Annotated in this window: 13 protein-coding genes; 8 read left to right on the plus strand and 5 right to left on the minus strand. The window is 64.8% G+C overall.

The window, feature by feature from the left end:
* Both GIW81_RS15740 and GIW81_RS15745 read left to right on the plus strand, forming a co-directional pair.
* Entirely contained in the window at positions 1 to 285 is a 285-nt protein-coding gene (locus GIW81_RS15740) for a hypothetical protein (RefSeq protein ID WP_154740290.1), read from the plus strand.
* 146 nt (positions 286 to 431) lie between these two features.
* A complete protein-coding gene (locus GIW81_RS15745; protein ID WP_154740291.1) occupies positions 432 to 1,283 on the plus strand; it encodes an NAD-dependent epimerase/dehydratase family protein in 852 nt (283 codons plus the stop codon).
* A gap of 77 nt (positions 1,284 to 1,360) precedes the next feature.
* On the opposite strand, the gene GIW81_RS15750 is transcribed toward GIW81_RS15745, so the two are convergent.
* Complete coding sequence (locus GIW81_RS15750; RefSeq protein WP_154740292.1) at positions 1,361 to 1,702, minus strand: hypothetical protein; 342 nt, start codon at positions 1,700 to 1,702, stop codon at positions 1,361 to 1,363.
* A gap of 257 nt (positions 1,703 to 1,959) precedes the next feature.
* On the opposite strand from GIW81_RS15750, the gene GIW81_RS15755 reads away from it, so the two are divergent.
* A complete protein-coding gene (locus tag GIW81_RS15755) occupies positions 1,960 to 2,808 on the plus strand; it encodes an oxidoreductase (RefSeq protein WP_154740293.1) in 849 nt (282 codons plus the stop codon).
* Here the strand turns inward: GIW81_RS15755 and GIW81_RS15760 are convergent.
* Positions 2,805 to 5,969, minus strand: a complete 3,165-nt coding sequence (locus tag GIW81_RS15760; protein ID WP_154740294.1) for an efflux RND transporter permease subunit — start codon at positions 5,967 to 5,969, stop codon at positions 2,805 to 2,807. The genes GIW81_RS15755 and GIW81_RS15760 overlap by 4 nt on opposite strands.
* Positions 5,966 to 7,150: an efflux RND transporter periplasmic adaptor subunit gene (locus GIW81_RS15765; RefSeq protein ID WP_154740295.1), complete on the minus strand. Its 1,185-nt coding sequence runs from the start codon at positions 7,148 to 7,150 to the stop codon at positions 5,966 to 5,968. Before GIW81_RS15765 ends, GIW81_RS15760 begins: the two co-directional genes overlap by 4 nt.
* A gap of 258 nt (positions 7,151 to 7,408) precedes the next feature.
* On the opposite strand from GIW81_RS15765, the gene GIW81_RS15770 reads away from it, so the two are divergent.
* A complete protein-coding gene (locus GIW81_RS15770; RefSeq protein ID WP_154740296.1) occupies positions 7,409 to 8,752 on the plus strand; it encodes an O-antigen ligase family protein in 1,344 nt (447 codons plus the stop codon).
* Positions 8,753 to 8,756: 4 nt separating this feature from the next.
* On the opposite strand, the gene GIW81_RS15775 is transcribed toward GIW81_RS15770, so the two are convergent.
* Together GIW81_RS15775 and GIW81_RS15780 are read right to left on the minus strand one after the other, a co-directional pair.
* Positions 8,757 to 9,863 carry an alkene reductase gene (locus GIW81_RS15775; protein ID WP_154740297.1) on the minus strand — a complete coding sequence of 369 codons (1,107 nt, stop codon included), beginning with the start codon at positions 9,861 to 9,863 and terminating at the stop codon, positions 8,757 to 8,759.
* Positions 9,864 to 10,250: 387 nt separating this feature from the next.
* Positions 10,251 to 10,835 (minus strand): mismatch-specific DNA-glycosylase, encoded by a 585-nt coding sequence (locus tag GIW81_RS15780; RefSeq protein ID WP_154740298.1) that lies wholly within the window; start codon positions 10,833 to 10,835, stop codon positions 10,251 to 10,253.
* Positions 10,836 to 11,288: 453 nt separating this feature from the next.
* Between GIW81_RS15780 and GIW81_RS15785 the strand changes: the two genes are divergently transcribed.
* From GIW81_RS15785 to GIW81_RS15800, 4 genes are all read left to right on the plus strand, one after another.
* A complete protein-coding gene (locus GIW81_RS15785) occupies positions 11,289 to 12,326 on the plus strand; it encodes a sulfate ABC transporter substrate-binding protein (protein WP_154740299.1) in 1,038 nt (345 codons plus the stop codon).
* Between the two features lie 183 nt (positions 12,327 to 12,509).
* The gene (locus GIW81_RS15790) at positions 12,510 to 13,079 is read left to right on the plus strand and encodes an RBBP9/YdeN family alpha/beta hydrolase (protein WP_154740300.1); all 570 of its coding nucleotides are present in this window, start codon (positions 12,510 to 12,512) and stop codon (positions 13,077 to 13,079) included.
* Between the two features lie 234 nt (positions 13,080 to 13,313).
* Positions 13,314 to 14,717 carry a porin gene (locus GIW81_RS15795; RefSeq protein WP_229309355.1) on the plus strand — a complete coding sequence of 468 codons (1,404 nt, stop codon included), beginning with the start codon at positions 13,314 to 13,316 and terminating at the stop codon, positions 14,715 to 14,717.
* Positions 14,718 to 14,935: 218 nt separating this feature from the next.
* Entirely contained in the window at positions 14,936 to 16,366 is a 1,431-nt protein-coding gene (locus GIW81_RS15800; protein ID WP_154740301.1) for a porin, read from the plus strand.
* Positions 16,367 to 16,375 lie beyond the last annotated feature (9 nt).

Here is a 16,375-nt window from a genome sequence, read left to right on the forward strand (position 1 = left end):
ATGAGCAAGCTGATCCCGGTTTTCGCTTCTTTGGCCTTCCTCGCAACCGCTCCGGCCACGGCGCGCGCCGCCGACCTCGACGACGGCGGCTATGCCGTCGAGGGGGTGGTAGTGGACGGCGACGCGCCCGTTGTGGTCGAGCGCGAGCGCATCATCGAGCGGCGCTATTACCCGAGCGGTGCCTACGTCGAGGTCGAGCCCCATCCGGAGGTCGAGGTCTACGCCCGCTACCGGCCGGACCCGTACCCCGCTCGCGGTTACTGGCGCGCCGGCGACGAGTGGTAGGACCCGCCCGCGGTAGAACACTCTGAAAACGCGTGCGCGCGGATGATGTGGGCGGCTATACCCGGCAGGAACTTGCAGCTGCCGGGAGCCTGGCTTGACCACATCTCATCCGCCCTGCCGCGCCACCGCGGGTGCCGGTGGCTAACATGCGCGTGCTCGTCACCGGTGCCGACGGCTTCCTGGGCCGCTACCTCGTAGCCGACCTTCCCGGCCACACTCTCGTTTGCGCGTCGCGGCGCCCGATGCCGGGCGTCGACTGGCGACCCTTGCCGGACCTCGGCGGCAAGATCGACTGGGCGCCGCTGGTCCAGGGTGTCGACGCCGTGGTCCACCTCGCCAATATCGCCCATCAGCAGGCGAGCGAAGATGATTTCGCGCGCGTCAATCAGCGCGCGACGGCATCGCTGTGCGCTGCGGCGAAGGCGGCCGGTATCCGGCAGCTCATCTATGTATCGTCGATCTACGCGCAGGTGGGCCATTCATCGGCGCGGGTGGTCCGCGAGACCGACGTACCGGCGCCGGTCAACGCCTACGGTCGCTCGAAGCTCGCCACCGAGCGCGCCGTGGCGGAGAGCGGCGTGCCGTACACGATATTGCGCCCGGCGCTGGTGCTCGGTGCCGGCGCCAAGGGCAATGCCGGGACGCTCGAGAAGCTCGCGCGCCTGCCACTGCCGCTGCCGCTCGGCTCGATCGACGCCAAGCGCTCGTTCCTGTCGGTGGAGAACTTCCCCGGCGCGGTCGCGACCGTGCTGGCCGATCCACGGGCGCTGGGGGAAACTTACATCGTGGCCGATCCGGAGCCGCGCACTCTGGGCGAGGTCGTCGCCGATATGCGGGCTCGCCTGGGGCGCAACCCGAACCTGTTCCCGCTGCCGCGTGCCGGCCTCGAGCTCGGGCTCAAGGCGATCGGCGGGCGGGGCACCTGGGAGAAGATCGGCATGCCGTTCATCGCCAGCGCCGATAAGCTCCTGGCGCTGGGCTGGAAGCCGAAGCGATAGGCGCCATTAGGCGGCGCAAACAAAAACGCGAGGCCCTGACGAGCCTCGCGTGAATTGTCTAGGCGCCGATCCTGAGATCAGAAGCCGAGGTAGATGCCGAAGCCCGGACGGCGACGGTAATAATAGGGATAGCCACCGCCGTAGTAGTAGGGCCGGTAGTAATACGGCCGGTAGCCGTAGCCGCCGTAACCGTAACCGCCGTAACCACCGTAGCCGTAATATGGCCGGCGGTAGCCGCCCCAACGGCGATAGCCGCGGCGGCGGTAACGGACTTCTTCGGTCACGCCGGCTGTTTTTGCGGTCGTGCTGGTCGTGATGTCGGCGCGGGACGCCGCGGGAAGCGCCGATGCGCTCGGCGCCGAGACGTAGAGCAGCCCGGCGATTGCGGTTGCGACGAGAGCGGTCGTTCTGAGGCGCATCGCGTACTCTCCTATTTCTTGTACACCTTTTGTTTGCTGACAAAGCAACCACCGCGCGCGGCAGTCGTTCCGCGGGGCGGAGGGTGATTGGTTAGATAATTGTCGAAGACGGCGATTTCCAGGACGCTCCGTGCAAATCCTGTTGCACGTCGTCACATTGCGCTGTCATGCGCACTGGTGCCGTCACATCGAGCACCTATATGGCGAGCCGGGACGCGTTCGCGTCTGCCGCAATTCAAGAGCGCAGGAGACATGCCATGGCGAACTGGTTCATCACCGGCGTCAGCAGCGGATTTGGCCGCGCGCTGGCAGAGGCCGTGCTGGCAAAGGGCCACAAGGTGATCGGCACGGTTCGCCAGGAGGAGGCGAGGGCGCCGTTCGAGGCGCTCTCTCCGGGCAATGCGACGGCGGTTGTGCTCGACGTCACGGACGAGGCGGACGTGCATACGGTGGTCGACGAGGTTGTGCAGCGCCACGGCAACATCGACGTGCTGGTCAACAATGCCGGCTACGGTCTCGAAGGCGCGGTCGAGGAAGTGAGCCTCGATCAGGTGCGCGACCAGTTCGAGGTCAACGTGTTCGGGCCGGTGGCGGTGATGCAGGCGGTGCTGCCGCATATGCGCAAACAGCGTTCGGGCCACGTCATCAACGTGACGTCGATGGGCGGCCTCACGGCATTTCCCGGCGTCGGGATCTATAACGGGAGCAAGTTCGCGCTGGATGGCATCTCGGAAGCCCTGGCCAAAGAGGTGAAGCCGCTCGGCATCAAGGTGACGATTGTCGCGCCGGGCTCGTTCCGCACCGACTGGGCGGGACGTTCCATGGTGCATGTCGAGAAGCCGATCGCTGACTACGAGCCGACGGCCGGTGCTTTCAGGCAGGCGCTCGCGGACCGCAACGGGCGCCAGGGCGGCGACCCGAAGAAGGCGGCCGCGGCGATCATCGCGGCGACCGAGGCGACCGAGCCTCCACTGCGCCTCATCCTCGGGCCGGACGCGCTACGCTTCGTCGGCGACAAGCTCAGCGCGCTGCAGGCGGAGATGCTGAAGTGGGAGGCCGTGTCGGCGTCGACCAACTTCGACGACTACGTCGCGCCAAAGCTCTAGGCAACGGGCGCCGGCGCCGAAGGAGCGGCAGACTTGCGCGCGGCCTTGCGGCGGGCGCGCCACTCCTCGAGCCGCTGCATGACGACGAACACCGACGGTACGAACGTGACGGTGAGGATCGTCGAACCGAGCATGCCGGTCAACACGGCGATACCGATCGACTTCTGCGCGTTGGCGCCAGCCCCCGAAGCGAGCACCAGCGGCACCACGCCGAGGATGAAGGCGAACGACGTCATCAGGATGGGGCGGAAGCGGGAGCGGGCCGCTTCCACGGCGGCCTCTAGGATGTCTTTGCCCTCGTGGATGCGCAGCTCGCGCGCGAACTCGACGATGAGGATGGCATTCTTGCTCGACAGCGCGATGAGCAGGATGAGGCCGATCTGGGTATAGAGGTTGTTGCCGACGCCGAGCGCCAATAGAGCTGCGGCGGTGCCGAGCAGCGCCAGCGGCACGGAGATGATGACCGTGGCGGGGGCGAGCCAGCTTTCGTACTGGCCGGCCAGCACGAGGTACACGAGCAGCAGGCTGAGGCCGTAGATCATATAGATCTGATTGCCGACCTCCTTCTCCTGGTAGGACATCGCCGTCCACTCGTAGCCGGTGCCCGGCGGCAGCGTGTCGGTGGCGATCTGCTCCAGTAGGTCCATGCCCTGGCCGGAGGAGAAGCCTTGCGCGGTGGCGGTGATCACGGTCGCCGCGGGGTAGAGATTATAGAGGCTGATGATCGATGGACCGGCGACGGTCTTCACCGAGGCGAGCGTGCCGAGCGGCACCATGTTGCCGTCGTTGTTGCGCACCTGCAGGTACTGCAGGCTTTCCGGATTGATGCGCGCCGAGGCGTCGGCCTGCACGTAGATCTGGAAGACGCGGCCGAACTTGTTGAACTGGCCGACGTAGCTCGAGCCGATGTATGTGGAGAGCGCGTCCAGGGCATTGCCGAGCGGTACGCCGAGCGTCTCGGCCTTCACGCGGTCGATCTCGACGTTGATCTGCGGGGCGTCGGCGCGAAACACGTTGGTCGCCGACTGGATCATCGACTGGTCGCCAGCGCGGCTCGTGATGGCCTCGGCGAGACGCTGCAGCTTGGCGTAATCGAACGAGCCGTCGCGCAGCTCGACCTTCATCGTCGCGCCGGCGACGTTGCCGATGCCCTGGATGGCCGGTGGCGGAATGATCAGCGCCGTGCCGTCGGGGATGTCCTTCACGCGCTTGGAGAGGCCGAGGTAGAGGCCTAAGAGGTCCTCGCCTTTGCCGCGCTGGTCCCAATCCTTGAGGATGACGTAGGCGACGCCGGCGTTCGACAGGCTGGCGCTGTCGTTGAGCGCGGCAATGCCGCCGATGGCGACGATGCGCTCGACGCCCGGCTGCTGCTTGAGGCGATTGGTGAGGTCGTCGAGCGCGCGGGTGGTGCGCTCGAGCGAGGCGCCCTCGGGCAGCTGCACGACGGCGATGAAGTAGCCTTGATCCTCAATGGGCAGGAAGCCGGTCGGCACGCGGCCCAGGCTCCACACGGCGAGGACGACGAGCGCGGCGACGATCAGCGCCATGAAGCCGGCATGGCGGACCATGCGGGCGACCATGCCGGTGTAGGCGTGCTCGAGCTTGTTGTAGACGTAGTTGAAGCCGCGGGCGAGGACGTTGCGCTTTTCGGGCGGCGTGACCGGGCGCAGCCACAGGGCGCACTGGGTCGGCTTCAGCGTCATCGCGTTGATGGCGGAGATGAGCGCCGTGGCGGCGATGACGAGCGCGAACTGGCGGTACATCTGCCCGGAGAGGCCGGGCAGGAAGGCGGCGGGCACGAACACCGCCATGAGCACGAGCGTGATGCCGATGATCGGCCCCAAAAGCTCGTCCATGGCTTTGACCGCCGCGTCGTGCGGGGTCAAGCCGCGCTCGATGTGCTTGGCGGCGCCCTCGACGACGATGATGGCGTCGTCGACGACGATGCCGATGGCTAGGATGATGGCGAACAGCGTCGACAAGTTCACCGTGAAGCCGAGCATGGCCATGGCGGCGAAGGCGCCGATGATGGTGACGGGCACCGTCGTCGCCGGCACCAGCGTGGCGCGCCAATCCTGCAGGAAGACGAGGATGACGACGAGCACGAGCAGCGCCGCCTCGATCAGCGTGCGGTAGACGTCGTGCACGGCGGAGGAGACGAATTTCGTCGTGTCGAACGGGATGAGCCAGGTCATTCCCTCGGGAAACGCCTTGGCCAGCTCGTGCATGCGCTCCTCGACGCGCTTGGCGACATCGAGAGCGTTGGCGTTGGGGAGCTGGTAGATGGCCATGCCGGCGGAGGGCCTGCCGTCGAGCTTGAAGGTCTGGCTGTACTGCTGCGCGCCGAGTTCGACGCTCGCCACGTCCTTCAGGCGCGTGATCCGTCCACCCTTGTCGGTCTTGACGATGATGTTCTCGAACTCGGAGACGTCGTCGAGCTTGCCGTGCACGTTGATCGAGTATTGGAACGCCTGGCCTTGCGGCACCGGGGGCAGGCCGACCTGGCCGGCGCTGGTCGAGCGGCTCTGCAGGTTGACGGCGTCGATCACATCCTTGGGGATCATGCCGCGCGCTTGCAGCTTCTGCGGATCGAGCCAGATGCGAATGGCGTATTGCCCGGCGCCGAACACCGAGACACTGCCGACGCCGTCGATGCGGGCGATCTCGTCGACGAGATTGATCGTCGCGTAGTTGGAGAGGAAGAGGCTGTCGTAGCGGCCATCCGGCGACGTCAGCGCCACGATCTCGAGGATCGAGGTGGACTTCTTGTTGGTCTGCACGCCCTGCTTCTGCACCGCGTCGGGGAGCGAGGCGAGCGCGCTCGAGACGCGGTTCTCGACGAGGATCTGCGCCTTGTCGCCGTCGGTGCCGATCTTGAAGGTGACGGTCAGCGTGTACTGGCCGTCGCTGGTCGACAGCGACGACATGTAGAGCATGCCCTCGACGCCGTTCACTTTCTGCTCGATCGGCAGCGCGACCTCGCGCGCCACGGTAGACGCGCTGGCGCCCGGATAGCGCGCGGTGACCACGACGGTCGGGGGTACGACGTCGGGATATTGCGCCACCGGCAGACGAGCGAGTGCCACGAGGCCGAGGATCACGATCAGAAGCGCGATCACGTTGGCGAGGACGGGCCGGTCGATAAAGAATTTGGCTATCATTTGCCGGCGGTCGCCGCGTCGTTGCCCGCCGCCGCAGCGGCCGAGGCGGTGGTCATGACCGGGACGACGGTGTTGCCGGGCAGTGCCCGCATGACGCCGCCGACGACCACGCGCTCCTTGGGCTCAAGGCCGCTGTTGATAATGCGCAAGCCGCCGTCGACCAATTCGCCGATCTGCACCTGCCGTTGCTCGACGACGTTCTTGTCGTTGACGACGAGCAGGTAGCGGCCCTCCTGGCTGGTGCCGAGAGCGATGTCCGGCACGAGCAGGGATTCGACGTTGTTCTGCTTGGGAATGCGCACGCGCACGAACAGGCCGGGAGTCAGCACGTTGTCCTTGTTGTCGAAGATGGCGCGGCCGGCCAGCGTGCCGGTCGAGGAATCGATTTCCGGCGCGACGTAGTCGAGCGTGCCGGTGTGCGGATAGCCCTGCTCCGTTTGCAGCCCGAAGCCGACGGGTATCGGCCCCAGGTCCGACAGCTTCACGCCGGCGATGCGCATCTGCTCGCGGACAGTGAGTACCTGCTGCTCGTCGATGTTGAACTTCACGTAGATGGGCTTCTGCTGGACGATCGTGGCGAGCTTGGTCGGCTCACCAGCGCCGACCATGGCGCCCGGGTCGACGTAGCGGGCCGAGACGGTGCCGTCGAACGGAGCGACGATGGTCGTGTAGTCGAGGTTGCGCTTGGCCTGCGCGACCTGCCCCTTCGCCTGCTCCAGCGCGGCGAGGGTGGAGTCGCGCTTGGCGCGCGATTCATCGACCTGGGCGATCGACACGGCGGCCGTCTTCACGAGATCCTGCTTGCGCTTCAGGTCGGCGTCTGCCTGCAGGAGGAGCGCCTCCTGCTGTGCCTGCGTCGCTTCGGCGATCTGCAGTTGGATCTCGAAGTCCTTCTTGTCGATCTGGAAGAGCAGGTCGCCCTTCTTGACGTCGGCGCCGTCCTTGTAGCCGACCTTGTCGAGGAACCCCTGCACGCGCGCGACGAGGTCGACGCGATTGAACGCGGCGGTTGAGCCCGTCACCTCCATGTAGAGGGTAACTTTGCGCTGCTCCGGCTTGGCGACGGTGACCTCGGCCGGCGGCGGCGGCTGGTAGGTGTTGCGATCGCCGCACGCGGTCAGCAACACGGCGAGCGCCGCGGCGCCGGCGCCCAAGCGAATTGTCGTTGCAAGTTTTGGCATCGCTGTCGAACCCATACCCCCGCGGCTGGCCACGCAAGATACGATACCGCGATTTAACAATTGCTGGCTCGGGCGCCCTGAAGATATTGGCTTCAGGATGGGGTTCGGCGGCAATCCAAAGGGTGTGGCGGGGAAGCTATGATATTCTGATAACAGAATTATTCCGGGCGGCTGCGTCCGCGGGCGCAGTTGCGCCGCCTTCCGCTTGCCGATACCGTCCGCCGGCAAGAAGCATTTATAAATTTGTTACAGGGCGGGATGTTTTCCAACGAACTCAATAGCGTCGGGCATCCCCTGGCGAGCCGCAGCCGCGGGATTCTCATCGGATCGGTGATCTTAGTCGCGGCGGCCGTCGCACTCGTCAGCGCGCGTACAGTCGCCGCCACTTTCTGGGTGCTCGTTGCAAGCTTTCTGATCAGCTTGCTATTCCGTCGCGACCTCGAGCTCGCGCACCTGCGGCCCGGCCCCGTGGCGATGTCGCTCGGCGCGTTCGTTCTTTATGCCACCTTGAGCGCCACGTGGGCCGCCGTTCCGCAACTGCCGCTCGAGAAGGGCGGATTGGCACTCCTCGCGGGCGCCTGCACGTTGCTGATGGCGGCGCTCATCAACGCCGAGACGCGGCCGAACCTCATGCACATGGGCGAGGGGCTCTACATCGGGCTTTTGATCGGTGTCGTCTACCTCCTCATCGAGATACTGACGGATCAGGCGATCAAGCTGTATCTATACCGGGCGCTGGACTTGGGACCGGGCGATCTGTTGCCACTGAGCTATTTCAGCTGGGAGGGCAACTATCTGCGCGCTATCTCGACGGAAGACCTCACCCGCAACATGACCGACGCGACGCTGTTCCTGTGGCCGGCGATCATGGCCGTCGTGGGAGTTTGGCGGCGTCCGTGGTGCCAGCTCGCGGCCGGCGCCCTGCTGCTGCTGACCGCGGTGGTCGTCTTGGCCTCGAACCACGCGTCGTCGAAGCTGGCGCTGGTGACCGGGTTGACGGTGTTTGCGCTGGCGTCGCTTTCGCTACGCTGGACGAGGCGTGCGGTGACCGTCGCTTGGCTGATTCTATGCTTGGCCGTCTTGCCGCTTGCGCTGTTGGCGCACCGCATAGACATCCAGGATGCAGACTGGCTCGAGCAGTCGGCCAAGCATCGCGTCATCATCTGGAATTATACCGCCGAGAAGACGCTCGACGCACCCATCCTGGGGGTGGGCGCCAACATGACATACCTGATCGGTCCAGAGCTCGAGCGGCACGCCCCGCCGTCGTCGCAGCTACTCGGCGTGCCGCGCACGCTGTCGATCCATTCGCACTGCATCTACCTGCAGACGTGGTTCGAGCTCGGCGCCGTCGGCGCGCTGCTGCTGACAGCCTTCGGCTTATCGGTCATCGCGGCGATCGGGGGGCTTGCGGCGCGGACGCAGCCCTACGCATACGCGACTTTCGCTTCGTCGGCGGCGATGGCCGCGGTGAGCTACGGCATGTGGCAAACCTGGTTCATTGCGTCGTTTGCCCTGACCGCAGTCCTCTGTGTCCTCGGCACGCGGTGCCTCGCGCGCGACGACCGGCCCGGCGCCCCGGCGCCTGGCGGCGCCGGGTAATCGCTCAGAGCGCGGGGTAGTCGGTGTATCCCTTCGCCTCGCCCGCATAGAAGGTGCTCGGGTCGGGCGTGGCCAGCGGCGCGCCCTCGCGCAAGCGCTCGACGAGGTCGGGGTTGGCGATGAACGGCCGGCCGAAGCAAATTAGATCGGCAAGATTCTCGGCGCGCGCCTCGACGGCGAGTTCCAGCGTGTAGTTGTTGTTGGCCATATAGAGGCCATTGAAGGCGCGGCGCAGCTTCTGCAGGTCGAAGGCGCCGGACGGGTTGCGGTCACCGCCGGTGTCGCCCTCGACGACGTGGATGTACGACAGCTTGAACGGGTTGAGCTGCTCGACCAGCGACAGGTAGACCGGTTCGGGGTTTGAATCGCCGATGTCGGCGAATTTGGTCAGCGGCGCGAGGCGGATGCCGACCCGGTCACCACCCCATACCTTCACCACGGCATCGACGACCTCGACGACAATGCGCGTGCGGTTCTCGATCGAGCCGCCGTACTGGTCGGTGCGCTTGTTGGTCTTGTCGGAAAGGAACTGCTGCAAGAGGTAACCGTTGGCGGCATGGATCTCGACGCCGTCGAAGCCTGCTTCCTTGGCGCGCTTGGCGGCGTGCGCGTAGTCGGCGACGATGCCGGAAATCTCGGCGGTCTCAAGGGCGCGCGGCGTGACGAGCGGCTTGAACCCTTCGTACGTGTAGGCCTGCTGGTTCTCGGCACGCACGGCGCTCGGCGCGACGGGGAGCGAGCCGCCCGGCTGGAGGTCGGGGTGCGAGACGCGGCCGACATGCCAGAGCTGCAGGTAGATGCGGCCGCCCCTGTCGTGCACGGCCTTGGTGGTCAGCTTCCAGCCCTCGACCTGCTCCTTCGACCAGATGCCAGGGGTGCGGATGTAGCCTTTGCCCTGCGGGGAGATGTTGGTGGCCTCCGAAATGATGAGGCCGGCGGAGGCGCGCTGCGCGTAGTAGGTCGCCTGCAGCTCGCCGGGCACGCCCTCGTCGTCGGCGCGCGAGCGCGTCAGCGGCGCCATGACGATGCGGTTGGCGAGGGTATAGGGGCCGAGCACAATCGGATCGAAGAGATCCGACTTGGCGGCAAGGGCGGAAACGGGCTTCGACATCGGGTGCCTCCGTTAGATAATCGTCTAAGCGAATGACCATCTAGGCGCTCGGCGCCGACAGACAAGGCCCGTGGCGACATTGCCGCTGGGTTAACGACTTTCGAGGGGCCCAAAAACAAAGAGGCCGCCCTGAGGGCGGCCTCCGTGAGACATCGGCGGCGATTGCAGCGATTGTTGCGCTGCGCCGCTAGTGCTTCAGGTGCAGACCGGAGGCATATCCGGCGTGAACCCGAGCGACCGCGACATCGCCGTCCTCAAGATCCCACTCGACATCGGATCACCTCCTCTCAGCTGTTGAACGATGGACTCAGGCTGCCATGGTTCGCGACCGTTGCAAAGTTACGATTTTGAAAGGCGGCGGAAGCTCCGGCGTTCTACCGGCAACCGTCAGAACCGCCAGGGCGCGGTGGCGCGCAGCCAGTCGGCGAGCTCCTGCCAGGGCTCGACCTTCCAGTACCGGCGCGCCGCGGCCGATGGTGACGGCAACACGAACGCGTCGCAGAAGTCGGGCGGACGCCGCTTCTGGCGACCGTAGGGGATGCGGTCGGTGCGCCGGCGCAGCCAGAGGCCCGCCGCCTTCTTGCCGGTAAAGGCGATGGCCCGCGGCTGGCACGCGCGGAGCTTCGCGTCGAAGACGGCGATGTCGGCCGCAGTGACGACGACATCGCGGTCCATGCCGCAGCCCGTCTTGCTCAAGTCAGTGAAGCCGATGCCGATGCTCATAAGCTCGGCGAAGTCGCGCGCTGCAAAGCGCGGCGGGATGAGCTCGACCTGCCGCAGCATCGGCCAGAACCTGTTTCCCGCACCGGCATAGTAGATGCCGCGCGCCAATGATCGGCGCCCGGCGGCGGTGCCGACGAACACGACGTCGAGATTGTCGGCGAGGACATCGGGGAGCAGATGCGCAATTGCCGCCGCATCCGATGGCGGCAAAGTCGGCGCGGCGATGCGAAGCGCGAGGTCCGCGTCCATGGAGGCCCGTTGGCGAATCAGCGGCGCGATCTGATGCAAACGCTGTGGCGTCGGCGGCCATGCCGCAATCGGAATTTGACGAGTATTCACGGGTTTGGCACCGCGCGTTGCTTTCATGCTCGCGGGGTGACGAGCATGTTGGACGCCGCGACGCTGGAAGCGGAACGCCAGGTGATTGCATTGCCATTTGCGTCTCCCCGCACGTGAGGCACTCCCAAGCCACACCTTGCGCAGCGGCAAAGCGCATCCCGTCGCCCTGCGTCCTTCGGCGATGCGATTGCGCCGTTTACGCTTCCTTGAGCATTCGGTTACGCCCCCGGCGCAAGCGCCGGGAGTGAGCAATTTTGCGAATAAGCTCAGAAGATCTTCTTCGTTCGGTCGCCGCCCGGCCAACGTTAGTTCTCTCTTCCCCGGACCTGATTGGTTGAGGTCACGGTTAGAGAGGATGCACCTATGAAGATCGATTTCACCCGGCGGCAGGCGCTGGCACTCGCCGTTGCCGCCAGCCTCGTCGGCGGCGCCTCGGTGGCGCAGGCCCAGACGACGCTGCTCAACGTTTCTTACGATCCGACGCGCGAGCTCTATCAGGAGTACAACGCCGCGTTCGCCAAGCACTGGAAAGAGAAGACCGGCGAGGACGTCACCATCCAGCAGTCGCATGGCGGTTCGGGCAAGCAGGCCCGCGCGGTCATCGATGGCCTCGACGCCGACGTCGTCACCCTGGCGCTCGCCGGTGACGTCGACCAGCTCGCCAAGAAGGGCAATCTCATCCCTGCCGATTGGCAGAAGCGCCTGAAGGACAATTCGTCTCCCTACACCTCGACGATCGTGTTCCTGGTGCGCAAGGGTAACCCCAAGGGCATCAAGGACTGGAACGATCTGGCCAAGGACGGTGTCGAGGTCGTCACGCCAAACCCGAAGACATCGGGCGGAGCACGCTGGAACTACCTCGCCGCGTGGGGTTATGCGCTCAAGCAGGCGGGCGGCAGCGACGCGACGGCGAAGGACCTCGTCGGCAAGATCTACAAAAACACCAAGGTGCTGGACACCGGTGCTCGCGGCTCGCTCACCACATTTACCGAGCGTCAGATCGGCGACGTGCTGATCTCCTGGGAGAATGAGGCCCATCTCGCCACTAAGGAACTCGGTCCCGACAAGTTCGAGATCGTCATTCCTTCGATCTCGATCCTCGCCGAGCCGCCGGTCACGGTCGTCGACAAGAACGTCGACAAGAAGGGCACGCGCAAGGTCGCCGAAGCCTACCTCGAGTACCTCTACTCGCCGGAAGGCCAGGAGATCGCCGGCAAGCACTTCTATCGCCCGCGCGATGCCAAGGTGGCCGAGAAGTACAAGGCTCAGCTGTCGCCGGTGAAGCTGTTCACCATCGACGAAGTCTTCGGTGGCTGGGCAAAGGCGCAGAAGACCCACTTCGACGACGGCGGGATTTTCGACCAGATCTATGCGCCGGGCGCCGCCGACAAGAAGAGCTGATCTGAATAGGACGATCGGTCAAAACCTCGATCAGCAACGGACCCACGCCGCACGCTGATCGAGGCTACCGCTCCCGAATACCGATCGTCGGGTGTGCGCCGACTTTCTCGCTGGGGTTCCCGCTCACGCAAGCGCAGGAAGCCGGCGCACGCACTTTCACCATCCAACGAGGCGAGGCTCGCCATGGATACCACTCTCATCGTACCCGGCCTGCACGGCAGCGGCAGCGATCATTGGCAATCCTGGTTCGAGCGGCAGATGCCCGACAGCGTGCGTGTCGAGCAGAACGACTGGGGCACGCCTGATCTTTCCCTCTGGTCGGCGCAAATCCATCACGCGCTCAACCGCAATTCCGGCCGCATCTATATCGTCGCTCACAGCTTCGGCTGCCTCGCAGCCGTGCAGACGGCGCACGACCATGGCCAGCGCATCGCCGGTCTCATGCTCGTCGCGCCGGCCGATCCGGCCCGCTTCGGATTGCAGAACGTCATCACCAACGGCGTGCTCGGCGCGCATTCGGTTGTCGTCGCGAGCACCAACGATCCGTGGATGCCGATCGATCGCGCCGCGGCCTGGGCGGAAGCTTGGGGCTCGGAGCTGATCAATCTCGGCGCTGCCGGACACATCAACGTCAGCTCGGGATACGGCGCGTGGCCGCGCGGTCTCGCCATCTATCGCTCGCTGCGAGGCGACGTGCCGCGCAGCTTCGCACAACGCCGCGCGCACGATGCGCTTCACGCAGGAGACTTCTGATGCGCGCGCGTCGTTCACCGCGGCACGCATTGCATTCGCTGCAACGGAAAAGTGTGTCCGCTGCGCAGCAGCGCGCGATCGCTGTCATCAGTCATCACAATGCGTCGTTGACGAGGAGGTGAGAGACCTAAAAGCTGTAGATATATCAGTCCGTTATAACTTCACTTGACGCCAATATAACGGAGACCAAGTCGCGTAGCGTCTGTTGCGTAATTGTAAGCGTAGGAGTTTGTGATGTACGGGGGAGTAGGGGGTAGGGTCGGCCTTGCGCTGGTCCTTGGTCTAGGCATATTCGCCGGAGCCGCGCCGGCTCGCGCTGCCGATCTCGGAGGAGATTGCTGCGCAGACCTAGAGGAGCGCATCGCCGAGCTCGAGGCGACCACGGCGCGCAAAGGCAACCGCAAAGTTTCGCTCGAAATTTCGGGCCATGTGAACGAGGCGGTGCTGTGGTGGGACGACGGTAGAGAGAGCAATGCGTACGTCGTTACCAACGACAACTCGCGCACGCGCTTTCGCTTCAAGGGCAAAGCCAAGATCGATAAGGATTGGGAGGCCGGCTATCAGATCGAGATCGGCATTCGTACCGCCAACTCGAAGCGCGCCAACCAGTTTAACGCAAAGGGCAATGACTTCGCTGAAGACGTGGGTTTCGATATCCGCGACTCATACTGGTTCGTGAAGAGCAAGACGTACGGCCGTCTCTCGGTCGGCAGGCAAGGGACCGCCACCGACCAGATTACCGAGATCAATCTCTCTCAGACAGCATCGTTCTCCAAGTATTCTGACATCGAGGATACGGGGCTGGGCATGCTGCTGCGCTCCAAGAACGGTGGCCTCACCGCCAATGGAGTCGGCGCCACGGGCCAGACGGGCCTTACTTGGCGGCGTCTCATCGGTGACGGCGGCGACCAGCCGGGCGAAGGCGAGCGGCGGTTCAACGCCGTGAAGTATGTATCGCCGGAGTTCGCCGGCTTTACCGCCTCTGCCGCCTGGGGCGAGGATGACTATTGGGATGCAGCCCTCAACTGGCAGGGCGAGTTCCATGGCTTCACCATCGAGGCTGGCATCGGCTACGGCGAGATTACCGATAACCTGCAGACACAGACTGTCTGCGCCTTTTCAGCTGTTGGGGCGCCCGACACCAAGTGCAGCCAGTTTGGCGGATCGATCAGCGTCCTGCACGAGAAGACCGGCCTGTTCGTCAACTTCGGCGCCGGCGAAAAGACGGATGACGTTGCGCGCCGTACGGCGGTCGGTGCCGCCGGAGCAAGTGACGAGCAGACGTTCTGGGCCGTCCAGGGTGGTATCGAGAAGAAGTTCACCGAGTACGGCAAGACGACCGTCTACGGCGAGTACTATGACTACGATGGCGGCGGTAACAGCCGCCGTACCATCGCGTCCGCGACCGACCCGCTCAATACGGTCGGCGTCGCCGGCGCGCAGATCTGGTCGACCGGCGTGCAATCCTACGGCGCCGGCATCGCCCAGGGCTTCGACAAGGCGGCGCTCCTCGTCTACCTCTCCTATCGCCACGTCGAAGGCGATTTGACCCTCCGCAATCCCGTCACGGGGGCGATCGCCGATTCGCCGCTCGACGACCTCGACCTCGTCATGTCGGGTGCGATTATCAAGTTCTGATCTCGCAACGCCGGTACAACACGCAGAAAGAGCCGCCTCCGGGCGGCTCTTTTTGTTTGCGCGATCGCTCAGAGTGGCGGCGGCGCCAACCATCGCGGAGAAAACCGGCAAACGGCTGTCACAGAATCACATGCCAATCCTGGGGTGAGGCGCGAATCGGTTAGCGTCGATGCAAATCAAAGCGTTGTGCCAGCACGCGGTCGTTTCTTTGCGGAGGCATGTCATTGACCCGGATCCTGACAGGCCCCGCGCGGGCGCAACTGATCGCCGCCACTTTGGCCGCTACCTTCGCATGTGCGCCGTCGCTTGCGCAGGCGACGGACCCCGGCAGCTCTTGCTGCGCCGATCTCGACGCGCGCATCGCTGAGCTCGAGGAGACGGTCGCACGCCGCGGCAATCGAAAGGTCGGCCTCGAAATCTATGGTCTCGTCAACCAGGCGCTGCTCGGCTGGTATGACGGCAAGGAATCAGACGCTTACTTGGTTACCAACGACAACCAGCGCACGCGCTTCGGCTTCAAGGGGAAGGCGAAGATCGACAAGAACTGGGAAGCCGGGTTCAAGATCGAGATCGGCATCCGCTCAGCGAACTCCAAGCGCGTCAGTCAGATCGACCCCAAGGGCGACGACAACCCGGACGACGTCGGCTTCGATCTGCGCGATATCTACTGGTACCTGAAGGAGAAGCACCGCGGCACTCTGATCGTGGGCTTGAGCAATGCCGCCACGGACAAGATCACCGAGATCAATCTCACGCAGACGGAATCGTTCGCCAAGTACTCGGACGTCGAGGATACCGGTCTCGGCATGCTGCTGCGCTCGGCCGTGAACGGGCGGTTGACGAGCAGCGGCATTTCCTGGCGGCGCCTCATCGGCGACAGCGGCGATCAGCCGGGTGAGGGTGAGCGCGGATTTGACATGATCAAGTACGAATCCCCCGCCGTGCACGGGTTCTTTCTGTCGGCTTCGCTGGGTACGAAGGAGTTCTGGGATGTGGCGCTCCGCTACAAGGGGGAGTTCGGCGACGTCAAGTTCGAGGCCGGTGTCGGCTACCTCGAGGTCATCGACGGCGCGGAACTGGCGGTGTGCGCCGCCGCGGAGGTCGACAATATCGCCTTCGACGGCACGGTACACTCAAACCAGGACTGCCAAAGCTACGGCGGATCGTTCAGCGTTCTGCACGAGAAGACGGGCCTGTTCCTGAATTTCGGCACCGGCTTGAAGGTGGACAACTTGATCCGCGACACGCAGCGCTTCTCCGGCACCAACGTTGACGAGGACCAGTTCTTCTGGGCGGCGCAGGCGGGCGTTGAAAAAAAATTCAACGACCTCGGCAAGACCACCATCTACGGCGAGTACTACAACTATGACGGCGCCGGCGGTACGCGGCGCACGGTCAGGGCCGGCGATGCGCTCAACCCGACCGGAACCGGCAACTGGGCCGAGTGGTATACGGACGTGAACATCATGGGTGCCGGCATCGCGCAGGGCATCGATAAGGCCGCGATGATCCTCTATCTTTCATATCGTCATGTAGAGGGCGAGCTGCAGCTCCGACAGCTCAACGGCGTCGTGGCCAACGGGCCGATCGCGGATGCGCCGCTCGATGATCTCGATCTTCTGTTGACGGGCGCGGTGATCAAGTTCTGATCGTCTTCG

The sequence above is a fragment of the Hyphomicrobium album genome (assembly GCF_009708035.1).
Classification (GTDB): Bacteria; Pseudomonadota; Alphaproteobacteria; order Rhizobiales; family Hyphomicrobiaceae; genus Hyphomicrobium_A; species Hyphomicrobium_A album.

What these genes read in the sequence shown, in the direction of transcription:
- GIW81_RS15740 (WP_154740290.1), top strand. Translation starts at nt 1, where the DNA reads ATGAGCAAGCTGATCCCGGTTTTCGCTTCTTTGGCCTTCCTCGCAACC.
- GIW81_RS15745 (WP_154740291.1), top strand. Translation starts at nt 432, where the DNA reads ATGCGCGTGCTCGTCACCGGTGCCGACGGCTTCCTGGGCCGCTACCTC.
- GIW81_RS15750 (WP_154740292.1), bottom strand. Translation starts at nt 1,702, where the DNA reads ATGCGCCTCAGAACGACCGCTCTCGTCGCAACCGCAATCGCCGGGCTG.
- GIW81_RS15755 (WP_154740293.1), top strand. Translation starts at nt 1,960, where the DNA reads ATGGCGAACTGGTTCATCACCGGCGTCAGCAGCGGATTTGGCCGCGCG.
- GIW81_RS15760 (WP_154740294.1), bottom strand. Translation starts at nt 5,969, where the DNA reads ATGATAGCCAAATTCTTTATCGACCGGCCCGTCCTCGCCAACGTGATC.
- GIW81_RS15765 (WP_154740295.1), bottom strand. Translation starts at nt 7,150, where the DNA reads ATGCCAAAACTTGCAACGACAATTCGCTTGGGCGCCGGCGCCGCGGCG.
- GIW81_RS15770 (WP_154740296.1), top strand. Translation starts at nt 7,409, where the DNA reads ATGTTTTCCAACGAACTCAATAGCGTCGGGCATCCCCTGGCGAGCCGC.
- GIW81_RS15775 (WP_154740297.1), bottom strand. Translation starts at nt 9,863, where the DNA reads ATGTCGAAGCCCGTTTCCGCCCTTGCCGCCAAGTCGGATCTCTTCGAT.
- GIW81_RS15780 (WP_154740298.1), bottom strand. Translation starts at nt 10,835, where the DNA reads ATGGACGCGGACCTCGCGCTTCGCATCGCCGCGCCGACTTTGCCGCCA.
- GIW81_RS15785 (WP_154740299.1), top strand. Translation starts at nt 11,289, where the DNA reads ATGAAGATCGATTTCACCCGGCGGCAGGCGCTGGCACTCGCCGTTGCC.
- GIW81_RS15790 (WP_154740300.1), top strand. Translation starts at nt 12,510, where the DNA reads ATGGATACCACTCTCATCGTACCCGGCCTGCACGGCAGCGGCAGCGAT.
- GIW81_RS15795 (WP_229309355.1), top strand. Translation starts at nt 13,314, where the DNA reads ATGTACGGGGGAGTAGGGGGTAGGGTCGGCCTTGCGCTGGTCCTTGGT.
- GIW81_RS15800 (WP_154740301.1), top strand. Translation starts at nt 14,936, where the DNA reads ATGTCATTGACCCGGATCCTGACAGGCCCCGCGCGGGCGCAACTGATC.